The sequence below is a fragment of the Streptomyces sp. NPDC047886 genome (assembly GCF_043204435.1).
Taxonomy (GTDB): domain Bacteria; phylum Actinomycetota; class Actinomycetes; order Streptomycetales; family Streptomycetaceae; genus Streptomyces.
Map to the genome: position 1 here is coordinate 77,363 of NZ_JBIDCF010000010.1, position 17,104 is coordinate 94,466.

The following is a 17,104-nucleotide window of genomic DNA, read 5'->3' on the forward strand; positions in this document are numbered from 1 at the left end:
CCGCTACAGCTGTCGCGGCCGTGGCCTGGCTACGGTGGGTATGCGCGGGAGAAGTCCCGGCGTCGTCGGACAGGCGGTGGTGATCATAGGTTTCGCACGGTGGACGCCGGTCGGGTCGTCGACGGAGCCGCGCCGGATCGAGCCGGCGGGCGGTGGTGCCGACGCCGCCACGGGGGATGCCGCCACGGGGCTCGTCTGGTATCTCGCGTACGGCTCGAACACGCATCCCGACCGGCTGGCCGCCTACCTCGCGGGCGGTCGGCCTTCGGGCGCCTCGCGGACGTACCAGGGGTGCCGGGACCCGGGGCCGCCGGTGGCGAGCGTCGCACTGGAGGTGCCGGGAGCCGTGTACTTCGCCACGGAGTCCCCCGTGTGGACCGGGGGCCGGGCCTTCTACGACCCGGCGTACGACGGCGGCGGTGGTGGCGGTCGCGGCGGTCGCGGTGCCCCGGTGCTGGCGCGGGCGCACCTCGTCACCGGCGAGCAGTTCTGCGACATCGCGGCGCAGGAGATGTACCGGCCGCCCGGCCACGGCCCCGATCCCGACCGCGACCTGGGCGACGCCGTACGGGACGGGCGGGCCGTGCTGGGTGGGGGGCGGTACGAGACGCTGGTGTGCCCTGGCGCGCTCGACGGCCTCCCGGTGCTCACGTTCACGGCGCCGTGGGCCATGGAGGCCGTGACCCTCAACGCGCCGTCCGCCGCCTACGTGCGGTACCTGTCGCGCGGCCTGCTGTCGGCGGGCACCTGGGACGCGGACACCGTCGCCGCGTACCTCTCCGGCTGTCCGGGCGCGGCCGGCCACTGGACCCCGGGAACCGTCATGGAGCTGATGGGCTGACGCCGCTCACGGCATGGTGAAGGGCCCTGCCCGGCCGCTGCACGGGCAGGGCCCTCCGCTCACGGGCCGCGCGTCGGTGAGGTCCGGCCCCTAGGCACACCTAGCCGCAGCAGCCGCCGCACTGGCAGGGCGCGCCCGACTGGCATCCGCATCCGCAGCCCGAGCCGCAGCCGCAGGCGCCGAGCACGGGCAGGTGCACCACTTCGACGGATGAGTCCTGCCGGGGCTGGTCGGTGGTGGGGGAATCTGCCATGGGTTCCTCCTCAGGGGCGTACGTCGAGGCGCACGTCGTCTCTCCCATTGCATGCCCACCGGACAGGGCGCATCAACGGCGCACGGATGCGCCCATCGCGCCGACGCGCCCTCCGGCTCGCCGCCCGCCGGGGGCTACGCGCCCTCGACCGGGGCCTCGGCCTGCTGGAGCTCGTCGGCGTGCTCACCGGTGACCAGGTACACGACACGCTTCGCGACCGACACGGCGTGGTCCGCGAACCGCTCGTAGTAGCGGCCCAGCAGGGTCACGTCGACGGCCGTCTCGATGCCGTGCTTCCAGCGGTCGTCCATCAGGTGCTGGAACAGCGTCCGGTGCAGCAGGTCCATCTCGTCGTCGTCCTGCTCCAGCTGGAGCGCCAGGTCGACGTCCTTGGTGATGATGACCTCGGCCGCCTTCGCCATCAGGCGCTGCGCCAGCTGGCCCATCTCCAGGATGGTGGCGTGCAGGTCGCGCGGCACCGCACGGTCCGGGAACCGCAGCCGGGCGAGCTTGGCCACGTGCTGCGCCAGGTCGCCCGAACGCTCCAGGTCGGCGCTCATGCGCAGCGACGTCACGACGATCCGCAGGTCCGTCGCCACCGGCTGCTGCCGGGCCAGCAGGGCTATGGCGCGGGCCTCCAGGTCGTGCTGGAGGTCGTCGACCTTCTGGTCGGCCGCGATCACGGCCTCCGCCAGCTTCAGATCCGCGTCGAGCATCGCCGTCGTGGCGCGCCCGATCGCCGACCCGACCAGCCGGGCCATCTCGACCAGGCCCTCGCCGATCGAGTCAAGTTCCTCGTGGTACGCGTCCCGCATGGATGTCCCTCTCTCACTACGACCGGGGTCCGGGTGGGGCTTCTCGGACCCCCACGCTCCCACGTTTCGTGGGCGACAAGTCGGGGGCCTCCCTCACAAGTGAACCGTCACTATCCCCTCGGTGAACTCTGAGCGACGACTGTTCGAGCAGCCACTCGGATGGCTGGGAGACTGTCCGACACCCCGCATAACCTGGATGCATGGACGTGAACGCGGCGGTCGCCGCAGCGGCAGCGATCGCCGGGTTGCTCACCGGTGTCATCGCCATGCTGGCGTTCCGCTGGAGCGAACGCGAGCAGGCGAGACCGACACGGTCGTCGCTGCACACGGACGCCGTACTGCCGCCCGGGGTCGACACCGTCCTGTCCGTGCTCCGCTCATCCGCCGTCGTCCTCGACGAGAGCGACTCCGTCGTCAAGGCCAGCTCCGCCGCGTACGCGCTCGGGCTGGTCAGGGGCGGCAAGCTGGCCATAGAGCCGATGCTCCACATGGCCCGCGACACCCGGCGTGACGGCGAGATACGGCAGGTGGAACTGGACCTGCCGCGCCGTGGCACCGGCCGGGGCGAGGCCCTCGCCGTGTCCGCGCGTGTCGCCCCGCTCGGCTCCCGACTGGTGCTCCTGCTGGTCGAGGACCTCACCGAGGCCCGCCGTATCGAGGCGGTACGGCGTGACTTCGTCGCCAACGTCAGCCATGAGCTCAAGACCCCCGTCGGCGCGCTCTCCCTCCTCTCCGAGGCGGTCATGGACGCGTCCGACGACCCGGAGGCGGTCACCCGCTTCGCCGGCCGGATGCAGGTCGAGGCGACCCGGCTCACCAACCTCGTACAGGAGCTCATCGACCTGTCCCGGGTCCAGAACGACGATCCGCTGGACGACGCGGAGCCCGTCCGGGTGGACGAACTCGTCGCCGAAGCCATCGACCGCTCCCGGCACACGGCGACCACCAAGAACATCACCATGGCCGCCAGCATCGGCGGCGGGCCCGCGGGGCTCTCCGCCGACGGCGCCGGTGGGGGGAGGGCGGGCACCGCGGAACTCCATGTCTGGGGCCACCGCGGCCAGCTCGCCGCCGCCCTCGGCAACCTCGTCGAGAACGCAGTCAACTACTCTCCGGCTCATACACGCGTCGGTATCGCCGCCCGCCGCGTGTCCGCTCCCGGCGGCGATCTGATCGAGATAGCCGTCACCGACCAGGGCATCGGCATCCCGGACAAGGACAAGGAGCGCATCTTCGAGCGCTTCTACCGCGTCGACCCCGCCCGCTCCCGTGCCACCGGCGGTACGGGACTGGGCCTCGCCATCGTCAAACACGTGGCCGCCTCGCACGGCGGGGAGGTCACGGTGTGGAGCACCGAAGGCCAGGGCTCCACGTTCACCCTCCGACTGCCGGAGTCCGGTGCCGGACGCGACCGCTCTTCCGGCACCGCAGTCATCACCGAACGCGCGAACACCACTGAACCGCTCTCTGCCCCGGAGGTCCTTCCGTGACCCGAGTGCTCGTCGTCGAGGATGAGGAATCCTTCAGCGACGCCCTTTCCTACATGCTCCGCAAAGAGGGCTTCGAGGTCGCCGTCGCGACCACCGGGCCCGAGGGGCTGGACGAGTTCGAACGCAACGGCGCCGACCTGGTCCTGCTCGACCTGATGCTGCCGGGGCTGCCCGGCACGGAGGTCTGCCGCCAGCTGCGCAACCGCTCGAACGTCCCGGTCATCATGGTCACCGCGAAGGACAGCGAGATCGACAAGGTCGTCGGCCTGGAGATAGGGGCGGACGACTACGTCACCAAGCCCTTCTCGTCGCGCGAGCTCGTCGCCCGCATCCGCGCGGTGCTGCGCCGCCGCGGCGAGCCGGAGGAGGTCGCCCCCGCCGCCCTGGAGGCCGGACCGGTCCGGATGGACGTGGACCGCCACGTCGTGACGGTCGCGGGCGGCAAGGTGGACCTCCCGCTGAAGGAGTTCGACCTCCTGGAGATGCTGCTGCGCAACGCCGGCCGGGTACTGACCCGGATGCAGCTCATCGACCGGGTCTGGGGCGCGGACTACGTCGGTGACACCAAGACACTGGACGTCCACGTCAAGCGCCTGCGCGCCAAGATCGAACCCGACCCGGGCGCGCCGCGCTATCTGGTGACGGTCCGGGGCCTGGGCTACAAGTTCGAGCCGTAGGCCGCGCAGCCGCGCGGGCCCGCCCGCTGCCGGGCGGCTGGGGGAGCCGGACGGTGTCCGGTACGGCGTCCCGCTGCCCGCGGAGCGGTGCGAGGGCGCCCGTGGGGAGGGGTCGAACCCGACGCGGGCGTGCCGCGCTACCTGGTGACGGTCCGGGGCCTGGGCTACAAGTTCGAGCCGTAGGCCGCGCAGCCGCGCGGGCCCGCCCGCTGCCGGGCGGCTGGGGGAGCCGGGCGGCTGGGGGGTGGCCGGGTGGCTTTCGATGCCCGTCGCTACGCCCGAGGGCGCCCTACCGGGAACGACCGGTGGGGCGCCCTCGGGCGTGACGGTGGGGTCAGTGGCTGTCGCCGGCGTGCGACGCCGACGCGGCGTCGGACGGGCTGGACGAGGCCTCCGAACCGGCCGCCGGGGCGGTCGCGGTGCCGGTGGGCGTACCCGTCGGCGTGGCGGCGGGGGAGTCCGCGGGCGCCGGGGACTGGGCGTCCGTCGGCTTGGCCGCCTCGGACGGGCCGAAGCCCTTGTAGTAGCTGGTGGCCGGGACGACGAACGCCTTGAGCTTCACGTCGCCGGTCTCGCTGAGCTGGAACACGACCTCGCGGGCGTTGCCGTTCTGCGCGGCCTCGTGGCCCTTCTCGATGACGGCCGAGGCGTTGCCCTCGCCGCCGAGGATGACGGAGCCGCCGGCCGGCACGGTGATCGGGCCGGAGCCCGTCGCCGGGGAGAGCTTCACGGGAGCGTCGGATCCCGGGAGGGTGATGGCCTCCAGGGTCTCGTCCTTGGCGCCGTCGTTGAAGATCGTGGCCGACACGGTCGCCGGGCCCTCGGCTCCCGCCTCGGGCTGCGTGATCACCACGGCGTTCTGCACCTTGATGGTGCCGACGGTCACGGCGGCGTTGTCCGGCCTGATGGCGAGTGTCTCGGCGTCGTTGCCCGCACCGCAGGCGGAGAGCGAGGCGATCGAGATCACGATGGCGGCGGCGGCGAGGGCGCCGCGTCGAAGGCTGCGGCTCACGGCGGCGGCAACTCCTAGGACGTACGGACAGGCACGGACGACGAAAGGTGCCGGCGCTCCCGTGCCGGCCGTGCGGGCCGGGCCCGGGTCGGCCAGCGGGCTCAGGTTACCGACCCCTACTCCCCGTCCCGCACCCGACCCGCCCCGTGAGGAACGCCGACCACCGGGTGACGGCATCACCGCTCCAGACGGACACCCCGACGCACGCCCCCGGCGCCCACCGGCCGGCACCCTCGCGCACATCCGGGTCGACACCCCGACGCACGCCCCGACCGGCACCCCCACGCACATCCCGGTCGGCACTCCGACGGGCCCCCGCGCACACCCCGACCGACACACCGACGGGCGTGTCCGGGATCTTCCGCCGATCTTCCGGGTCGTTCCGCGTTCACATAACCGCCTTGATCAATTCCGCACGCGCCACGCATTCCTTACCGAAAAGCCACCGTGATCAATTTCAGGAATCCGGCGCACTGCCGTCCGTGCGGGTGAGCGACATCCGAACGGAGTACGGGAAGTAGACTGCCTGGAACCCGACAAAACGGGACGTTCCCCCTCTTCGGGGGGTCTTCGACCCCGTGTGACGGGGCTGTTTCAGGGTGCCCGTGTAGCCGCTCCGACCTGCGAATACCCCCTTCCGGAAGGGCTCCGCAGCACGTTCGTGTTGCTGTTGTCAAGCCCCGAGATATGCCCTGACCTGCGAAAACGCCATTCAGAAGAAGCCGTTCTCGTGTTACCCTGGATAGCCACGGAAGGGGTACCTGTCACATGACGTTCAAGGTTGGCGACACCGTGGTCTATCCCCATCACGGGGCCGCGCTGATCGAGGCCATCGAAACTCGCCAGATCAAAGGCGTGGACAAGACCTACTTGGTGCTCAAGGTCGCCCAGGGCGACTTGACGGTTCGTGTGCCAGCGGACAATGCGGAGTTCGTCGGCGTACGCGATGTGGTCGGTCAGGACGGACTGGACCGGGTCTTCGAGGTGCTGCGCGCACCATACGCCGAGGAGCCGACGAACTGGTCCCGTCGCTACAAGGCAAATCTCGAGAAGCTCGCCTCCGGCGATGTCATCAAGGTCGCCGAAGTGGTACGTGACCTGTGGCGCCGTGAGCGTGAGCGCGGTCTCTCCGCCGGAGAGAAGCGCATGCTCGCGAAGGCGCGTCAGATCCTGGTGAGCGAGCTCGCGCTCGCCGAGAACACCAACGAGGACAAGGCCGAGGCCCTGCTGGACGAGGTCCTCGCGTCCTGAAGCCCAGGGGAGCCCCGGTGAGTCCCGGCGGGGCTGTGCCTCAAGGGCCGCAGGGGCCGGAGGGGTCGCAAGGGCCTGAAGGCCTGTCGGTCTGAGATGAATCAATGCCGCGGTGCCCGCTGGCGTGCTGTGTGATCATTTGTGATCACAGCCTCGCCGCCGGGCGCTGCGGCATGTTCGTCGGATCCTTCGACCGATACCCGAACCGACCGATACCCGAACCGACCGACACCCGAACCGGTCGGCGCCGGGCCGAGCGGCACCCGTCGGACGACGAGTCGGATGACGCCGAGACGCCGTCCGCCCCCGGATGTACGTCCGGGTCCGGGCAGCCGCGCAGCTCGCTCGACCAAGGGGTCACGGAAGGGTCAGGTCAAGGCGCCGCGCCCGGCACTCCCCCTAGCCTCAGCAGGGGGTACCCCCAGGCCATACCCATGTCGGCCGAGTCAACAAACCTGCCGGAGTGCAACCGATGACAGACGAAGCACGTGCTGCCCGCACCGCCGCGGTGATCCCCGCGGCCGGCCGTGGCGTACGCCTCGGCCCGGGCGCCCCCAAGGCGCTCCGCGCGCTGAACGGCACGCCCATGCTCATCCACGCGGTGCGGGCCATGGCCGCGTCCCGCGCCGTCTCCCTGGTCGTCGTGGTCGCGCCACCGGACGGCGTCGGCGAGGTCAAGGCCCTCGTCGACGAGTACTCGCTGCCCGAGCGGACGGACATCCTCGTCGTCGCGGGCGGGGCCAGCCGTCAGGAATCCGTACGGCTCGGTCTGGACGCGCTGCCCGAGACGATCACCACCGTGCTGGTGCACGACGCCGCCCGCCCGCTGGTGCCCGTGGACACCGTGGACGCCGTCATCGAGGCCGTACGGGACGGGGCGCCGGCCGTCGTGCCCGCGCTGCCCCTCGCCGACACCGTCAAGGAGGTCGAGCCGCGCACCGACGGCCGCCCCGAGCCGGTCGTGGCCACCCCTGTACGGTCCAGGCTGCGCGCCGTGCAGACGCCGCAGGGCTTCGACCGCGACACCCTGGAGCGCGCGCACCGGGAGGTCACCGAGAACGTCACCGACGACGCCGGCATGGTCGAGCAGCTGGGCCTCCAGGTCGTGGCGGTGCCCGGCCACGAGGAGGCGTTCAAGGTGACCCGTCCGCTGGACCTCGTCCTCGCCGAGGCGGTCCTCGCCCGCAGGAGGGCCAACGATGGCTTCTGAGACCCCCGCCCCCGCCACCACGTCCGCCCCCGCCCCCGTGGTGCTGCCCCGGATCGGGATCGGCACGGACGTGCACGCCTTCGAGAAGGGCCGCGAGCTGTGGTGCGCGGGCCTGCTCTGGGAGGACGAGGAGTACGGGCTCGCCGGGCACTCCGACGGTGACGTCGTCGCCCATGCCGCCTGCGACGCGCTGTTCTCCGCCGCCGGCGTCGGGGACCTCGGGGCGCACTTCGGCACCGGCAGGCCCGAGTGGTCCGGCGCGTCGGGGGTGACCCTCCTCGCGGAGGCGGCCCGGATCGTACGGGCCGAGGGGTTCGAGATCGGCAACATCGCCGTACAGGTCGTCGGCGTACGCCCGAAGGTGGGCAAGCGGCGCGACGAGGCGCAGAAGGCGCTCAGCGCGGCGGCCGGGGCGCCCGTGTCGGTGTCCGGGACGACGACCGACGGGCTCGGTCTCACGGGCCGGGCCGAGGGGCTCGCCGCGATCGCCACGGCGCTGGTGGTCCCGGCCGTGTGACCCGTACCTCCCGCATACCTCTCGCACGCCTCCCTGCGGCCCGCGCCGGGCGTGGCGCCCGGCGCGGATATCCGCACGGGGCACTGGCGTGGGCCCACTACTCTGGAGGCGTGACTATTCGGCTGTACGACACCAGCGCCCGGCAGATCCGCGACTTCTCCCCGCTCAAGCCGGGCTGTGTCTCGATCTACCTGTGTGGTGCCACCGTGCAGGCCGCCCCGCACATCGGGCACATCAGGTCCGGGCTGAACTTCGACATCATGCGCCGCTGGTTCGCGTACCGCGGCTATGACGTCACGTTCGTCCGCAACGTCACCGACATCGACGACAAGATCATCGCCAAGGCCGCCGACCAGGGCCGGCCCTGGTGGTCGATCGGGTACGAGAACGAGCGCGCCTTCAACGACGGCTACGCCGCCCTCGGCTGCCTGCCGCCCACGTACGAGCCGCGTGCCACCGGCCACGTCACCGAGATGGTCGAGATGATGCGGGGCCTCATCGAGCGCGGGCACGCCTACGAGGCGGACGGCAACGTCTACTTCGACGTGCGGTCCTACCCCGGCTACCTGGAGCTGTCCCGGCAGGACCTGGACGATCTGCGGCAGCCGTCCGGCGAGGGCGAGACCGGCAAGCGCGACCCGCGTGACTTCGCCATGTGGAAGGCCGCCAAGCCCGGCGAGCCGTCCTGGGAAACGCCCTGGGGCCGTGGCCGGCCCGGCTGGCACCTGGAGTGCTCGGCGATGGCCCACAAGTACCTGGGCGAGGCGTTCGACATCCACGGCGGCGGCCTCGACCTGGTCTTCCCGCACCACGAGAACGAGATCGCGCAGGCGAAGGCGTACGGCGACGACTTCGCCATGTACTGGGTGCACAACGCCTGGGTCACCATGAGCGGCGAGAAGATGTCGAAGTCGCTCGGCAACTCCGTCCTGGTCTCCGAGATGGTCAAGCAGTGGCGGCCGATCGTCCTGCGCTACTACCTCGGCACCCCGCATTACCGGTCGATGATCGAGTACAGCGAGGAGGCCCTGCGCGAGGCGGACGCCGCGTTCTCCCGGATCGAGGGCTTCATCCAGCGCGTCGTCGAGAAGGCGGGCCGTACCGTCGAGCCCGCCGACGAGGTCCCGGCGGCGTTCGCCGAGGCCATGGACGACGACCTGGGCGTGCCGCAGGCCCTGGCGATCGTCCACACCACGGTCAGGCAGGGCAACAGCGCGCTGGCCGCCGACGACAAGGACGCCGCCGTCGCGCGGCTCGCCGAGGTCCGGGCCATGCTCGGCGTCCTCGGTCTGGACCCGCTGGATCCGCACTGGGCGGGCGAGGCGGACCGGAGCCAGGACCTGCACGGTGTCGTGGACTCCCTCGTACGCCTGGTCCTCGACCAGCGGGAGGCCGCCAGGGGCCGCAAGGACTGGGCGACGGCGGACGCCATCCGGGACCAGCTCGGGCAGTCGGGCCTCGTCATCGAGGACAGCCCCGACGGACCTCGCTGGACGCTCGGCGCCCGCTGACGCACTCTTGATGTGCCGCCCGGCCCGGCCGGGCGGCACACTTCTTACATACAAAGACACGCAAGACACGCAAGACACGCAAGACACGCAAGGCGTACGTACGACATACGCACACGCGTACGCGGCAGCCGCGCACGCGCCCGCACGCGTCGCACGACTCACGCATGTCACGGAAACAGACGGAAACAGGTAGGTCATGGCCGGGAACAGCCAGCGCAGGAACCGCCGCACCAGCAACAAGAAGGGCGCGACGATCGGCAGCGGTGGCCAGCGACGCCGTGGCCTGGAGGGCAAGGGGCCCACGCCGCCCGCGTCCGCGCGCAAGGGGCACAAGAAGAACCGCATGGCCAACGCCCAGGCGAAGCGCGTCCAGCGCCGCCCCGTCGCCCGGCGCGGCGGCAAGGGTTCGTCCGAGATGGTCGTGGGCCGCAACCCCGTCTTCGAGGCGCTGCGCGACGGCGTGCCGGCGACCACGCTGTACGTCCAGCAGTTCATCGACAACGACGAGCGGGTGCGCGAGGCGCTCCAGCTCGCCGCCGAGCGCGGCGGCATCCACCTGATGGAGGCCCCGCGCCCCGAGCTGGACCGGATGACGAACGGCCTCAACCACCAGGGCCTCGTCCTCCAGGTCCCGCCGTACGAGTACGCGCACCCCGAGGACCTGGCCGCGGCCGCCTTCGACGACGGCGAGGACCCGCTGATCGTCGCCCTCGACGGGGTCACCGACCCGCGTAACCTCGGCGCGGTCGTCCGCTCCGTGTCGGCGTTCGGCGGGCACGGCGTCGTCGTCCCGGAGCGCCGCGCCGCCGGGATGACGGCCGGCGCGTGGAAGACGTCCGCCGGTACGGCCGCCCGCACCCCGGTGGCCCGCGCGACCAATCTGACCCGCGCCCTGGAGGCGTACCAGAAGGCGGGCATCACCGTCGTCGGGCTGGCCGCCGACGGTGACGTCGAGGTCGGCGAGCTGGACGCGCTGGAGGGCCCCGTCGTCATCGTCGTGGGCAGCGAGGGCAAGGGCCTGTCGCGGCTGGTCGGCGAGACCTGCGACTTCCGGGTCAGCATCCCCATGCCGGGCGGCGCCGAGTCGCTGAACGCGGGCGTCGCCGCGGGCATCGTGCTGTACGAGGCGGCGCGCCGCCGCGCCTGAGCCGCGCCGCCGCGCCGTCGCGCGTGCGCCCCGAGAGGTACCGGGACCCGTCATGATCTTGACGGGTCTCGGACATTTCCCCTGCGTCAAGGCAGTGTCCTAATCCCGCGTCACTCGGTTAGATGAGTGTGGACACCAGAACGCCCCGGCCCGGGTTCGACGATCAGCCTGCGCTGACGATGGTCAAGGTGGATTGCGATCCCGCGCAGGTCATCGTGAACCACGCCAGCTTCCGGGTGCAGCTCGCCCCGGTTCAGAAGCCCCGGTTCGCCGACACCACCCGCGTCCCCGTCATGAGCGGAGCGGCGGCGGGCGGGCGACGGCGGGCGCCCGTCGTGTGGAGCGGCAAGTCCTCGCCCGGCGACCCCGGCGCGACGGGACTGCTCCAAGCCGTACGGGACTCCGCGGCCGTCGACACGCTCGGCGACTCCCGCGACCACGCGCACGACGCGGGCTCCACGCAGGTCATCCCGCGCGTCGACCTCTCCGACGACACCATGCCGACGCCCGTCGTCGGTGGTCAGCGCGGCCCGCGCGGCACCGGGACCGCCCCGCTGCTGCCGCCGATGCGGCGCGCCGAGGGCGCCTACGACGACCAGGAGCCGTCCGGGTACGGGCCCGACGGCCACGACGCGTACGAGGGCCGGGCCGCCCACGCCGGCGACGGCGACGACACCGGATCCGGCGGGGCCGTCCAGCGGCACGCGTACTACCCCGGACGCCGTATGAACCTCGGCGTGGTGCTGCTGCCGCTGCGCGTGTTCCTCGGCTTCATCTCCATCTACGCCGGCATGGGCAAGCTCTGCGACCCCGTCTACTTCGACGGCGGCGAGCGCGGCTCCATGGTCAAGTGGCTGACGTCGCTCGACCCGTGGCCGCTCGCCGAACCGCTGCGGGACTTCGCCCTCTCCCACCCGGTGGGCGCGGGTCTGACGGTGGCCTTCGCCCAGGTCGTCGTCGGGGTCCTCACGGTCCTCGGACTGTGGCAGCGGGTCGCCGCCGTGTTCGGCGCGCTGCTGTCGGCGGCGCTGCTGCTGACCGTCAGCTGGCGGGCCGTCCCGGTGTACGACGCGCCGGACATCATCTACCTGGCCGCCTGGTCGCCGCTGATCATCGCCGGTGCGCCCGTCTACTCCATCGACGGGCGGCTCATGGGCGAGGCGTGGCGCACGCTCGGGCCCCGTTCGGAGCTGTGGCAGCTGCGGCGCCGGGTGCTGCGGCGCGGTGTGATCGTCGCGTCGGTCGTGGTGGGCCTGACGCTGCTGGTGGGCTCCGTCCTCGGCGGCGCCGTACGGTCCACGGACCTGATCACCGTGCCCGGTCCGAACGACGACCCGACCAACCACCTGCCGGGCCAGCCCCTCCCGCAGGAGCCGGGCGAGCGCTCCCCGTCCCGTGCGACGTCCCGGGAGCCCAGGCCGTCGGAGTCGGCGTCCACGTCCGCGAGCCCGTCCGCCGAGAGGTCCTCGTCGTCCGAGCCGGTGCGCGAGACCGGCCGGGTCCAGGAGCAGCGGCCCACGTCCACGCAGGGCGTCGGCCAGGAGCCGCCCCGGCAGTCGCAGCCGGAGCCCCCGCCGTCGACCAGCTCGGGTCCCTCGTCGAGCGGGGCCGGCGGCGGTGGCGGTGGCGACGACACGGGTTCGGGCGGCGGCTCGGACGACGACAGCTCCGGCAGCGGCGGCAACCGCAACCCGCTCGGCGGCCTGCTGGGCTGAGCGGTACGCACGAGGAGGGGCGGTCACCGGATCGACGGTGGCCGCCCCTCTCGCGTGCCCGCTCCTCTCGCGTGCCCGCCCTGCCCCGTGGGCGCGCCCGCGCGCCCGTGGCTGCCGAGGGCGGGGCGGGGCGGCCCTGACGGCCTTCCTGAAGCCCTGGGGCGTCAGAGGCCGTTCACGGGGCGCTGTGCGGCTTCCAGGGGCTCCGTGGGGCGCCGTGCCGGGTCCGGGGGCGTCGGGGGAAGGTGGGCGGCCAGTTCCCTGGCGGCCTCGGTGAGGTCCTTCGCCGTGTCGATGGCCCGCCAGTACGCGCCCTGGGGGAGGGGGTAGCCGGCGAGGCGGCGCTCGCGCGCGAGGCGCGGGAAGGTGGTGCGCTCATGGTCGCCGCGGTCCGGCAGGAGCCCGGTGAAGGCGGCGGAGAAGACGTACACGCCCGCGTTGATCAGATACGGGGACGGCGGCGACTCGATGAAGTCGGTGATGTGCCCGAAGGCGTCCGTCTCGACGGCGCCCCACGGGATGCGCGGGCGGGCGAGGGCGAGCGTGGCGACGGCGTCCCGCTCGGTGTGGAACGCGGCCATCTCCCGCAGCGAGAACCGGGTCCAGATGTCGCCGTTGGTGGCGTACCAGGGCTCGTCGGGGTGTCGCAGCCGGGCCGCCGCGTACTTGAGGCCGCCGCCCCTGCCCAGGGGTTCGTCCTCGACCACGGTGGCGACGTGCAGGGGCAGGTCGGCGGTCGCCAGCCACTGCTGGAGGACGTCCGCGAGATGGCCGCAGGAGACGACGGCGTGGGTCACGCCCTCGGCGGCGAGCCAGGAAAGCTGATGGCCGATGATCGGGGTCCCGGTGCCCGGGATCTCGACCATCGGCTTGGGGCGGTCGTCGGTGTACGGGCGCAGTCGCGAGCCCTGGCCGCCCGCCAGGACCACGGCCTGCGTCGGTGTGGTGTGCATACCGGGCACGATAGGCGTACCCCGGCAGCCATGACGGGCCTCAGCTCGCGTGGGCGACGCCGGAGGCGAAGGACGTGTCGCAGACGGGCCGGGAGTACGCCTGGGCGCGCGTCGGGCCGTAGACGCGTACGGCCTCGCGGCCGAGCTCCCGGGCGATCGGCATGCAGTGCTTGGCGAGGGACGGGCGTTCCTCGACCGCGCGCTGGAGGCTGGTGAGTGCGACGGACGGCGACTGCTCCCGGAGCTCGGTGAGGAGCTTCTCGCGGAGGATGTCCTGCGGGGCGCGGGGCTTGGCCGGGACCGAGACGTTCTCCGCGGACGCGGTGATCATCTGGGTGCCGGATGCGGTTCCCGCCCACGGGACGCTGGTGACCGCGAGAGTTCCGGAGAGCACCAGGACGACGGGCAGGACGAGAGCGAGAGTACGGCCGATGCGGCGTGCTGTGTGGGTCACGGAGGCGAGCGTAGCGCTCAGTGAAGATTTGGAGACATTTAGTCACCCTCACGAGGGAGGTTTCTCTGCTCCTTTTCGCGGCGCGTGTTGACGAACGGCAACCGAAATGACGGGTCTGCCGGGGTATTTGTCGACACCCATGATCGCGTACGGGGAGGGCGACGGGGTGGTGGCGGAGCGCCGACGGGGCGGTGGCGGGGCGGCGGCGGAGTGGTGGCGGGGGTGCCGGCGGGAGCGGCCACGAGAACGGCCCCGCACCGAAGTGCGGGGCCGGTCACGACCGTTGGGGCGGTGGGCGGCGCGTCAGTCGCTGAGGCGCTCGCCGGTGGTGGTGGAGAAGACGTGGATCTCGTCCGGGCGCGGGACGACGTGCAGCTCGGAGCCCTTCTCCGGGATGGCGCGGCCGCCGACCCGGACCACCAGGTCCTTGACCTCGCCGCCGACGTGGGCGGAGCCGTACACGTATCCGTCGGCGCCGAGCTCCTCGACGACGTTGACGGAGACGGCCAGGCCGGCCGGGGCGTCGGCGGAGCCCTTCGAGAGGGTCTGCGCGGCGGCGCCGCCGAGCTCGACCACGTCGAAGTGCTCGGGGCGGACACCGACGGTGACGGTGGTGTCGCCCTTGTCGGCGGCCGACGCCAGGGCCTCGCGGGAGACCGGGACGACGCTGTTGCCGAACTTGACGCCGCCGTCGGTGATCGGGACCTCGACCAGATTCATGGCGGGCGAGCCGATGAAGCCGGCGACGAAGAGGTTGGCCGGGCGGTCGTACATGTTGCGCGGGCTGTCGACCTGCTGGAGCAGACCGTCCTTGAGTACCGCGACCCGGTCGCCCATCGTCAGCGCCTCGACCTGGTCGTGCGTGACGTACACCGTGGTGATGCCGAGGCGGCGCTGGAGCGAGGCGATCTGCGTACGCGTGGAGACGCGGAGCTTGGCGTCGAGGTTCGACAGCGGCTCGTCCATGAGGAAGACCTGCGGCTCACGCACGATGGCGCGGCCCATGGCGACGCGCTGGCGCTGACCGCCGGAGAGGGCCTTCGGCTTGCGGTCCAGGTACTCGGTCAGGTCGAGGATCTTGGCGGCCTCCTCGACCTTCTTCCGGATCTCCGCCTTGTTCACGCCGGCGATCTTGAGCGCGAAGCCCATGTTGTCGGCGACGGTCATGTGCGGGTACAGCGCGTAGTTCTGGAACACCATGGCGATGTCCCGGTCCTTCGGCGGCAGGTGCGTGACGTCACGGTCACCGATGCGGATCGCGCCGCCGTTGACGTCCTCCAGGCCGGCGAGCATGCGCAGCGAGGTGGACTTGCCGCAGCCGGACGGGCCGACGAGGACGAGGAACTCGCCGTCCTCGATCTCGATCTCGAGCTGGTCGACGGCGGGCTTGGTGGCACCCGGGTACAGCCGGGTCGCCTTGTCGAACGTGACAGAAGCCATGGTGATGCGGTCCCTTCACCGGCAGGAACGTGCCGGACGATCCGAGTAAAGGAATGGAGTGTTCAGGTCTAGTCCACGTGAGTGAACTCCTGGTGACGCTACCTGGCCGCCGCCCGTTCTGTCAGTAGTTCGAGGTCGGCGAAATTTTCGACCGGGCCGTGCACCCCTCCGGTTACACTGGCCCGGCTGCCTCCTTAGCTCAGCTGGCCAGAGCACCGCTCTTGTAAAGCGGGGGTCGTCGGTTCGAACCCGACAGGGGGCTCAAGGGCGAAGGCCCCCGACCGTTCGCGGTGGGGGGCCTTTCGCGTGTGCGGGGTGTGCTGGGGTGTGCTGGAGGCGCCGGGGTGTGCTTCCGAGCGGGGCGGGGGCAGGGGCTTTTCGCCTTGGGCGCGGGCAGGGGTGGCGGGCCGGGTCAGCGGCCGGAGACGCGGTCGGCGAGGCGTGCCAGGCGGGACGTCGTGGCCGTGTGGGTGGCGGCTTCCCGGCGGTCGGCGGCGCGGTAGGCGGCGTACAGGGCCTGGACGCCGAGCCAGCGCAGGGGTTCGGGCTCCCAGCCCCGGACCTTGTGGTTCACCCACGGCAGGGTCGTCAGGTCCGTGGGGCCTGACTGGCCGGAGTCCTGCTGGATCAGATCGCGCAGCGTGCGGGCGGCGAGGTTGGCGGTGGCGACGCCTGAGCCGACGTATCCGCCCGCCCAGCCGAGGCCGGTGGAGCGGTCCAGGGCGACCGTGGCGCACCAGTCGCGGGGCACGCCGAGGACGCCGGACCAGGCGTGGGCGATGCCGGTGCCCGCGAGCGCCGGGAAGAAGCGGACGAGGAGGTCGCGGAGCGCGTCGACGGTGGCGGGCTGGGTGCGGCCGTCGTTGTCGGTCCGGGAGCCGTAGCGGTACGGGACGCCCCGGCCGCCGATGGCGATGCGGTCGTCGGCGGTCCGCTGCGCGTACATGTACGCGTGGGCCATGTCGCCGAGGGTCTCGCGGCCCTGCCAGCCGAGCTCCGCCCAGAGGGACGCGGGGAGCGGATCGGTGACGATCATGGAGGAGTTCATCGGGAGCCAGCTGCGGCGATGCCCCTTCAGCGCCGCGGTGAAGCCCTCGGTGCAGCGCAGGACGTAGGGCGCGCGGACCGTGCCGTACGGGGTGGCGGCGTGCTTGGGCCTGATCTCCGTGACGGGGGTGTTCTCGTGGATCGTGACGCCGAGCGCCGCCACGGTGCCGGCCAGGCCCTTGACGAGTTTCGCCGGGTGCAGGCGGGCGCCGTGCGGGGTCCAGGAGGACGCGACCGCGCCGGACACACGGAGGCGTTCCGCGGTCTCGCGGGCGCCGTACATCCGGCGGTCCTTCTCGCCGAAGGCGACGTCGACCGCGTGGAACGCCTTCAGCCTGGCCAACTGGGCCGGTGTGCGGGCCACTTCGAGGACGCCGCCCCGGTGGATGTCGGCGTCGATGCCCTCGGCGGCCGCGACCTCGACGACCTCGGCGACGGTGTGGTTCATGGCCTGCTGGAGGCGTACGGCGGCGTCGTGGCCGTGCCGCTCGGCGTACCGGTCGCGGCCGGCGATGCCGTTGTAGAGCCAGCCGCCGTTGCGGCCGGAGGCGCCGTAACCGCAGAACCTCGCCTCCAGGACGGTGATGTCGAGGAAGGGCACGGCCTTCTTCAGGTAGTACGCCGTCCACAGCCCCGTGTAACCGCCGCCTACGATGCAGACGTCGGCCGTCGTGTCGCCCGGGAGGGGCTCCCGGGGCGCGGGGATGCCATCCGCCGCGTACCAGAACGAGATGCCGCCGTTGATCGTGTCCATGGCGGGGGACGTTACTC

Annotated in this window: 16 protein-coding genes and 1 tRNA gene; 10 read left to right on the forward strand and 7 right to left on the reverse strand. The window is 72.1% G+C overall.

Annotated elements, in window-relative coordinates; all coding sequences use genetic code 11:
• The first annotated feature begins 136 nt into the window (after positions 1-136).
• Positions 137-841, forward strand: a complete 705-nt coding sequence (locus ACGF5U_RS27140) for a histone deacetylase (RefSeq protein WP_392716959.1) — start codon at positions 137-139, stop codon at positions 839-841.
• Between the two features lie 100 nt (positions 842-941).
• Here the strand turns inward: ACGF5U_RS27140 and ACGF5U_RS27145 are convergent, their stop codons facing one another.
• Positions 942-1,094, reverse strand: coding sequence for a hypothetical protein (locus tag ACGF5U_RS27145; protein ID WP_392716861.1), 153 nt, complete (start codon positions 1,092-1,094; stop codon positions 942-944).
• Positions 1,095-1,228: 134 nt separating this feature from the next.
• Positions 1,229-1,909, reverse strand: coding sequence for a phosphate signaling complex protein PhoU (phoU, locus tag ACGF5U_RS27150; RefSeq protein ID WP_392716859.1), 681 nt, complete (start codon positions 1,907-1,909; stop codon positions 1,229-1,231).
• A gap of 200 nt (positions 1,910-2,109) precedes the next feature.
• Between phoU and ACGF5U_RS27155 the strand changes: the two genes are divergently transcribed.
• Complete coding sequence (locus ACGF5U_RS27155; protein ID WP_392716857.1) at positions 2,110-3,399, forward strand: sensor histidine kinase; 1,290 nt, start codon at positions 2,110-2,112, stop codon at positions 3,397-3,399.
• A complete protein-coding gene (locus ACGF5U_RS27160) occupies positions 3,396-4,076 on the forward strand; it encodes a response regulator (protein WP_392716855.1) in 681 nt (226 codons plus the stop codon). Before ACGF5U_RS27155 ends, ACGF5U_RS27160 begins: the two co-directional genes overlap by 4 nt.
• Positions 4,077-4,410: 334 nt before the next feature.
• Here the strand turns inward: ACGF5U_RS27160 and ACGF5U_RS27165 are convergent, their stop codons facing one another.
• The gene (locus ACGF5U_RS27165; RefSeq protein ID WP_392716853.1) at positions 4,411-5,088 is read right to left on the reverse strand and encodes a DUF461 domain-containing protein; all 678 of its coding nucleotides are present in this window, start codon (positions 5,086-5,088) and stop codon (positions 4,411-4,413) included.
• A 768-nt stretch (positions 5,089-5,856) separates the two neighbouring features.
• On the opposite strand from ACGF5U_RS27165, the gene ACGF5U_RS27170 reads away from it, so the two are divergent.
• The 6 genes from ACGF5U_RS27170 to ACGF5U_RS27195 all read left to right on the forward strand — a co-directional run bounded on the left by ACGF5U_RS27170 (position 5,857) and on the right by ACGF5U_RS27195 (position 12,439).
• A complete protein-coding gene (locus tag ACGF5U_RS27170) occupies positions 5,857-6,339 on the forward strand; it encodes a CarD family transcriptional regulator (protein ID WP_003953493.1) in 483 nt (160 codons plus the stop codon).
• 472 nt (positions 6,340-6,811) lie between these two features.
• Complete coding sequence (gene ispD, locus ACGF5U_RS27175) at positions 6,812-7,549, forward strand: 2-C-methyl-D-erythritol 4-phosphate cytidylyltransferase (RefSeq protein WP_392716851.1); 738 nt, start codon at positions 6,812-6,814, stop codon at positions 7,547-7,549.
• Complete coding sequence (gene ispF / locus ACGF5U_RS27180) at positions 7,539-8,066, forward strand: 2-C-methyl-D-erythritol 2,4-cyclodiphosphate synthase (RefSeq protein ID WP_392716849.1); 528 nt, start codon at positions 7,539-7,541, stop codon at positions 8,064-8,066. Before ispD ends, ispF begins: the two co-directional genes overlap by 11 nt.
• A gap of 110 nt (positions 8,067-8,176) precedes the next feature.
• Entirely contained in the window at positions 8,177-9,577 is a 1,401-nt protein-coding gene (gene cysS, locus ACGF5U_RS27185) for a cysteine--tRNA ligase (RefSeq protein ID WP_392716847.1), read from the forward strand.
• 196 nt (positions 9,578-9,773) lie between these two features.
• Positions 9,774-10,724, forward strand: a complete 951-nt coding sequence (gene rlmB / locus ACGF5U_RS27190; RefSeq protein WP_392716845.1) for a 23S rRNA (guanosine(2251)-2'-O)-methyltransferase RlmB — start codon at positions 9,774-9,776, stop codon at positions 10,722-10,724.
• A 179-nt stretch (positions 10,725-10,903) separates the two neighbouring features.
• Positions 10,904-12,439, forward strand: coding sequence for a DoxX family membrane protein (locus tag ACGF5U_RS27195; RefSeq protein WP_392818922.1), 1,536 nt, complete (start codon positions 10,904-10,906; stop codon positions 12,437-12,439).
• A gap of 164 nt (positions 12,440-12,603) precedes the next feature.
• Here the strand turns inward: ACGF5U_RS27195 and ACGF5U_RS27200 are convergent, their stop codons facing one another.
• The 3 genes from ACGF5U_RS27200 to ACGF5U_RS27210 all read right to left on the reverse strand — a co-directional run bounded on the left by ACGF5U_RS27200 (position 12,604) and on the right by ACGF5U_RS27210 (position 15,286).
• Complete coding sequence (locus tag ACGF5U_RS27200; RefSeq protein WP_392716841.1) at positions 12,604-13,392, reverse strand: NDP-sugar synthase; 789 nt, start codon at positions 13,390-13,392, stop codon at positions 12,604-12,606.
• 40 nt (positions 13,393-13,432) lie between these two features.
• The gene (locus ACGF5U_RS27205; RefSeq protein WP_392716839.1) at positions 13,433-13,846 is read right to left on the reverse strand and encodes a hypothetical protein; all 414 of its coding nucleotides are present in this window, start codon (positions 13,844-13,846) and stop codon (positions 13,433-13,435) included.
• Between the two features lie 303 nt (positions 13,847-14,149).
• Complete coding sequence (locus tag ACGF5U_RS27210) at positions 14,150-15,286, reverse strand: ABC transporter ATP-binding protein (RefSeq protein WP_392716837.1); 1,137 nt, start codon at positions 15,284-15,286, stop codon at positions 14,150-14,152.
• Between the two features lie 188 nt (positions 15,287-15,474).
• Here ACGF5U_RS27210 and ACGF5U_RS27215 point away from each other — a divergent pair.
• A tRNA-Thr gene (locus ACGF5U_RS27215) sits at positions 15,475-15,548 on the forward strand.
• A 150-nt stretch (positions 15,549-15,698) separates the two neighbouring features.
• On the opposite strand, the gene ACGF5U_RS27220 is transcribed toward ACGF5U_RS27215, so the two are convergent.
• A complete protein-coding gene (locus ACGF5U_RS27220; RefSeq protein ID WP_392716835.1) occupies positions 15,699-17,087 on the reverse strand; it encodes an NAD(P)/FAD-dependent oxidoreductase in 1,389 nt (462 codons plus the stop codon).
• Positions 17,088-17,104 lie beyond the last annotated feature (17 nt).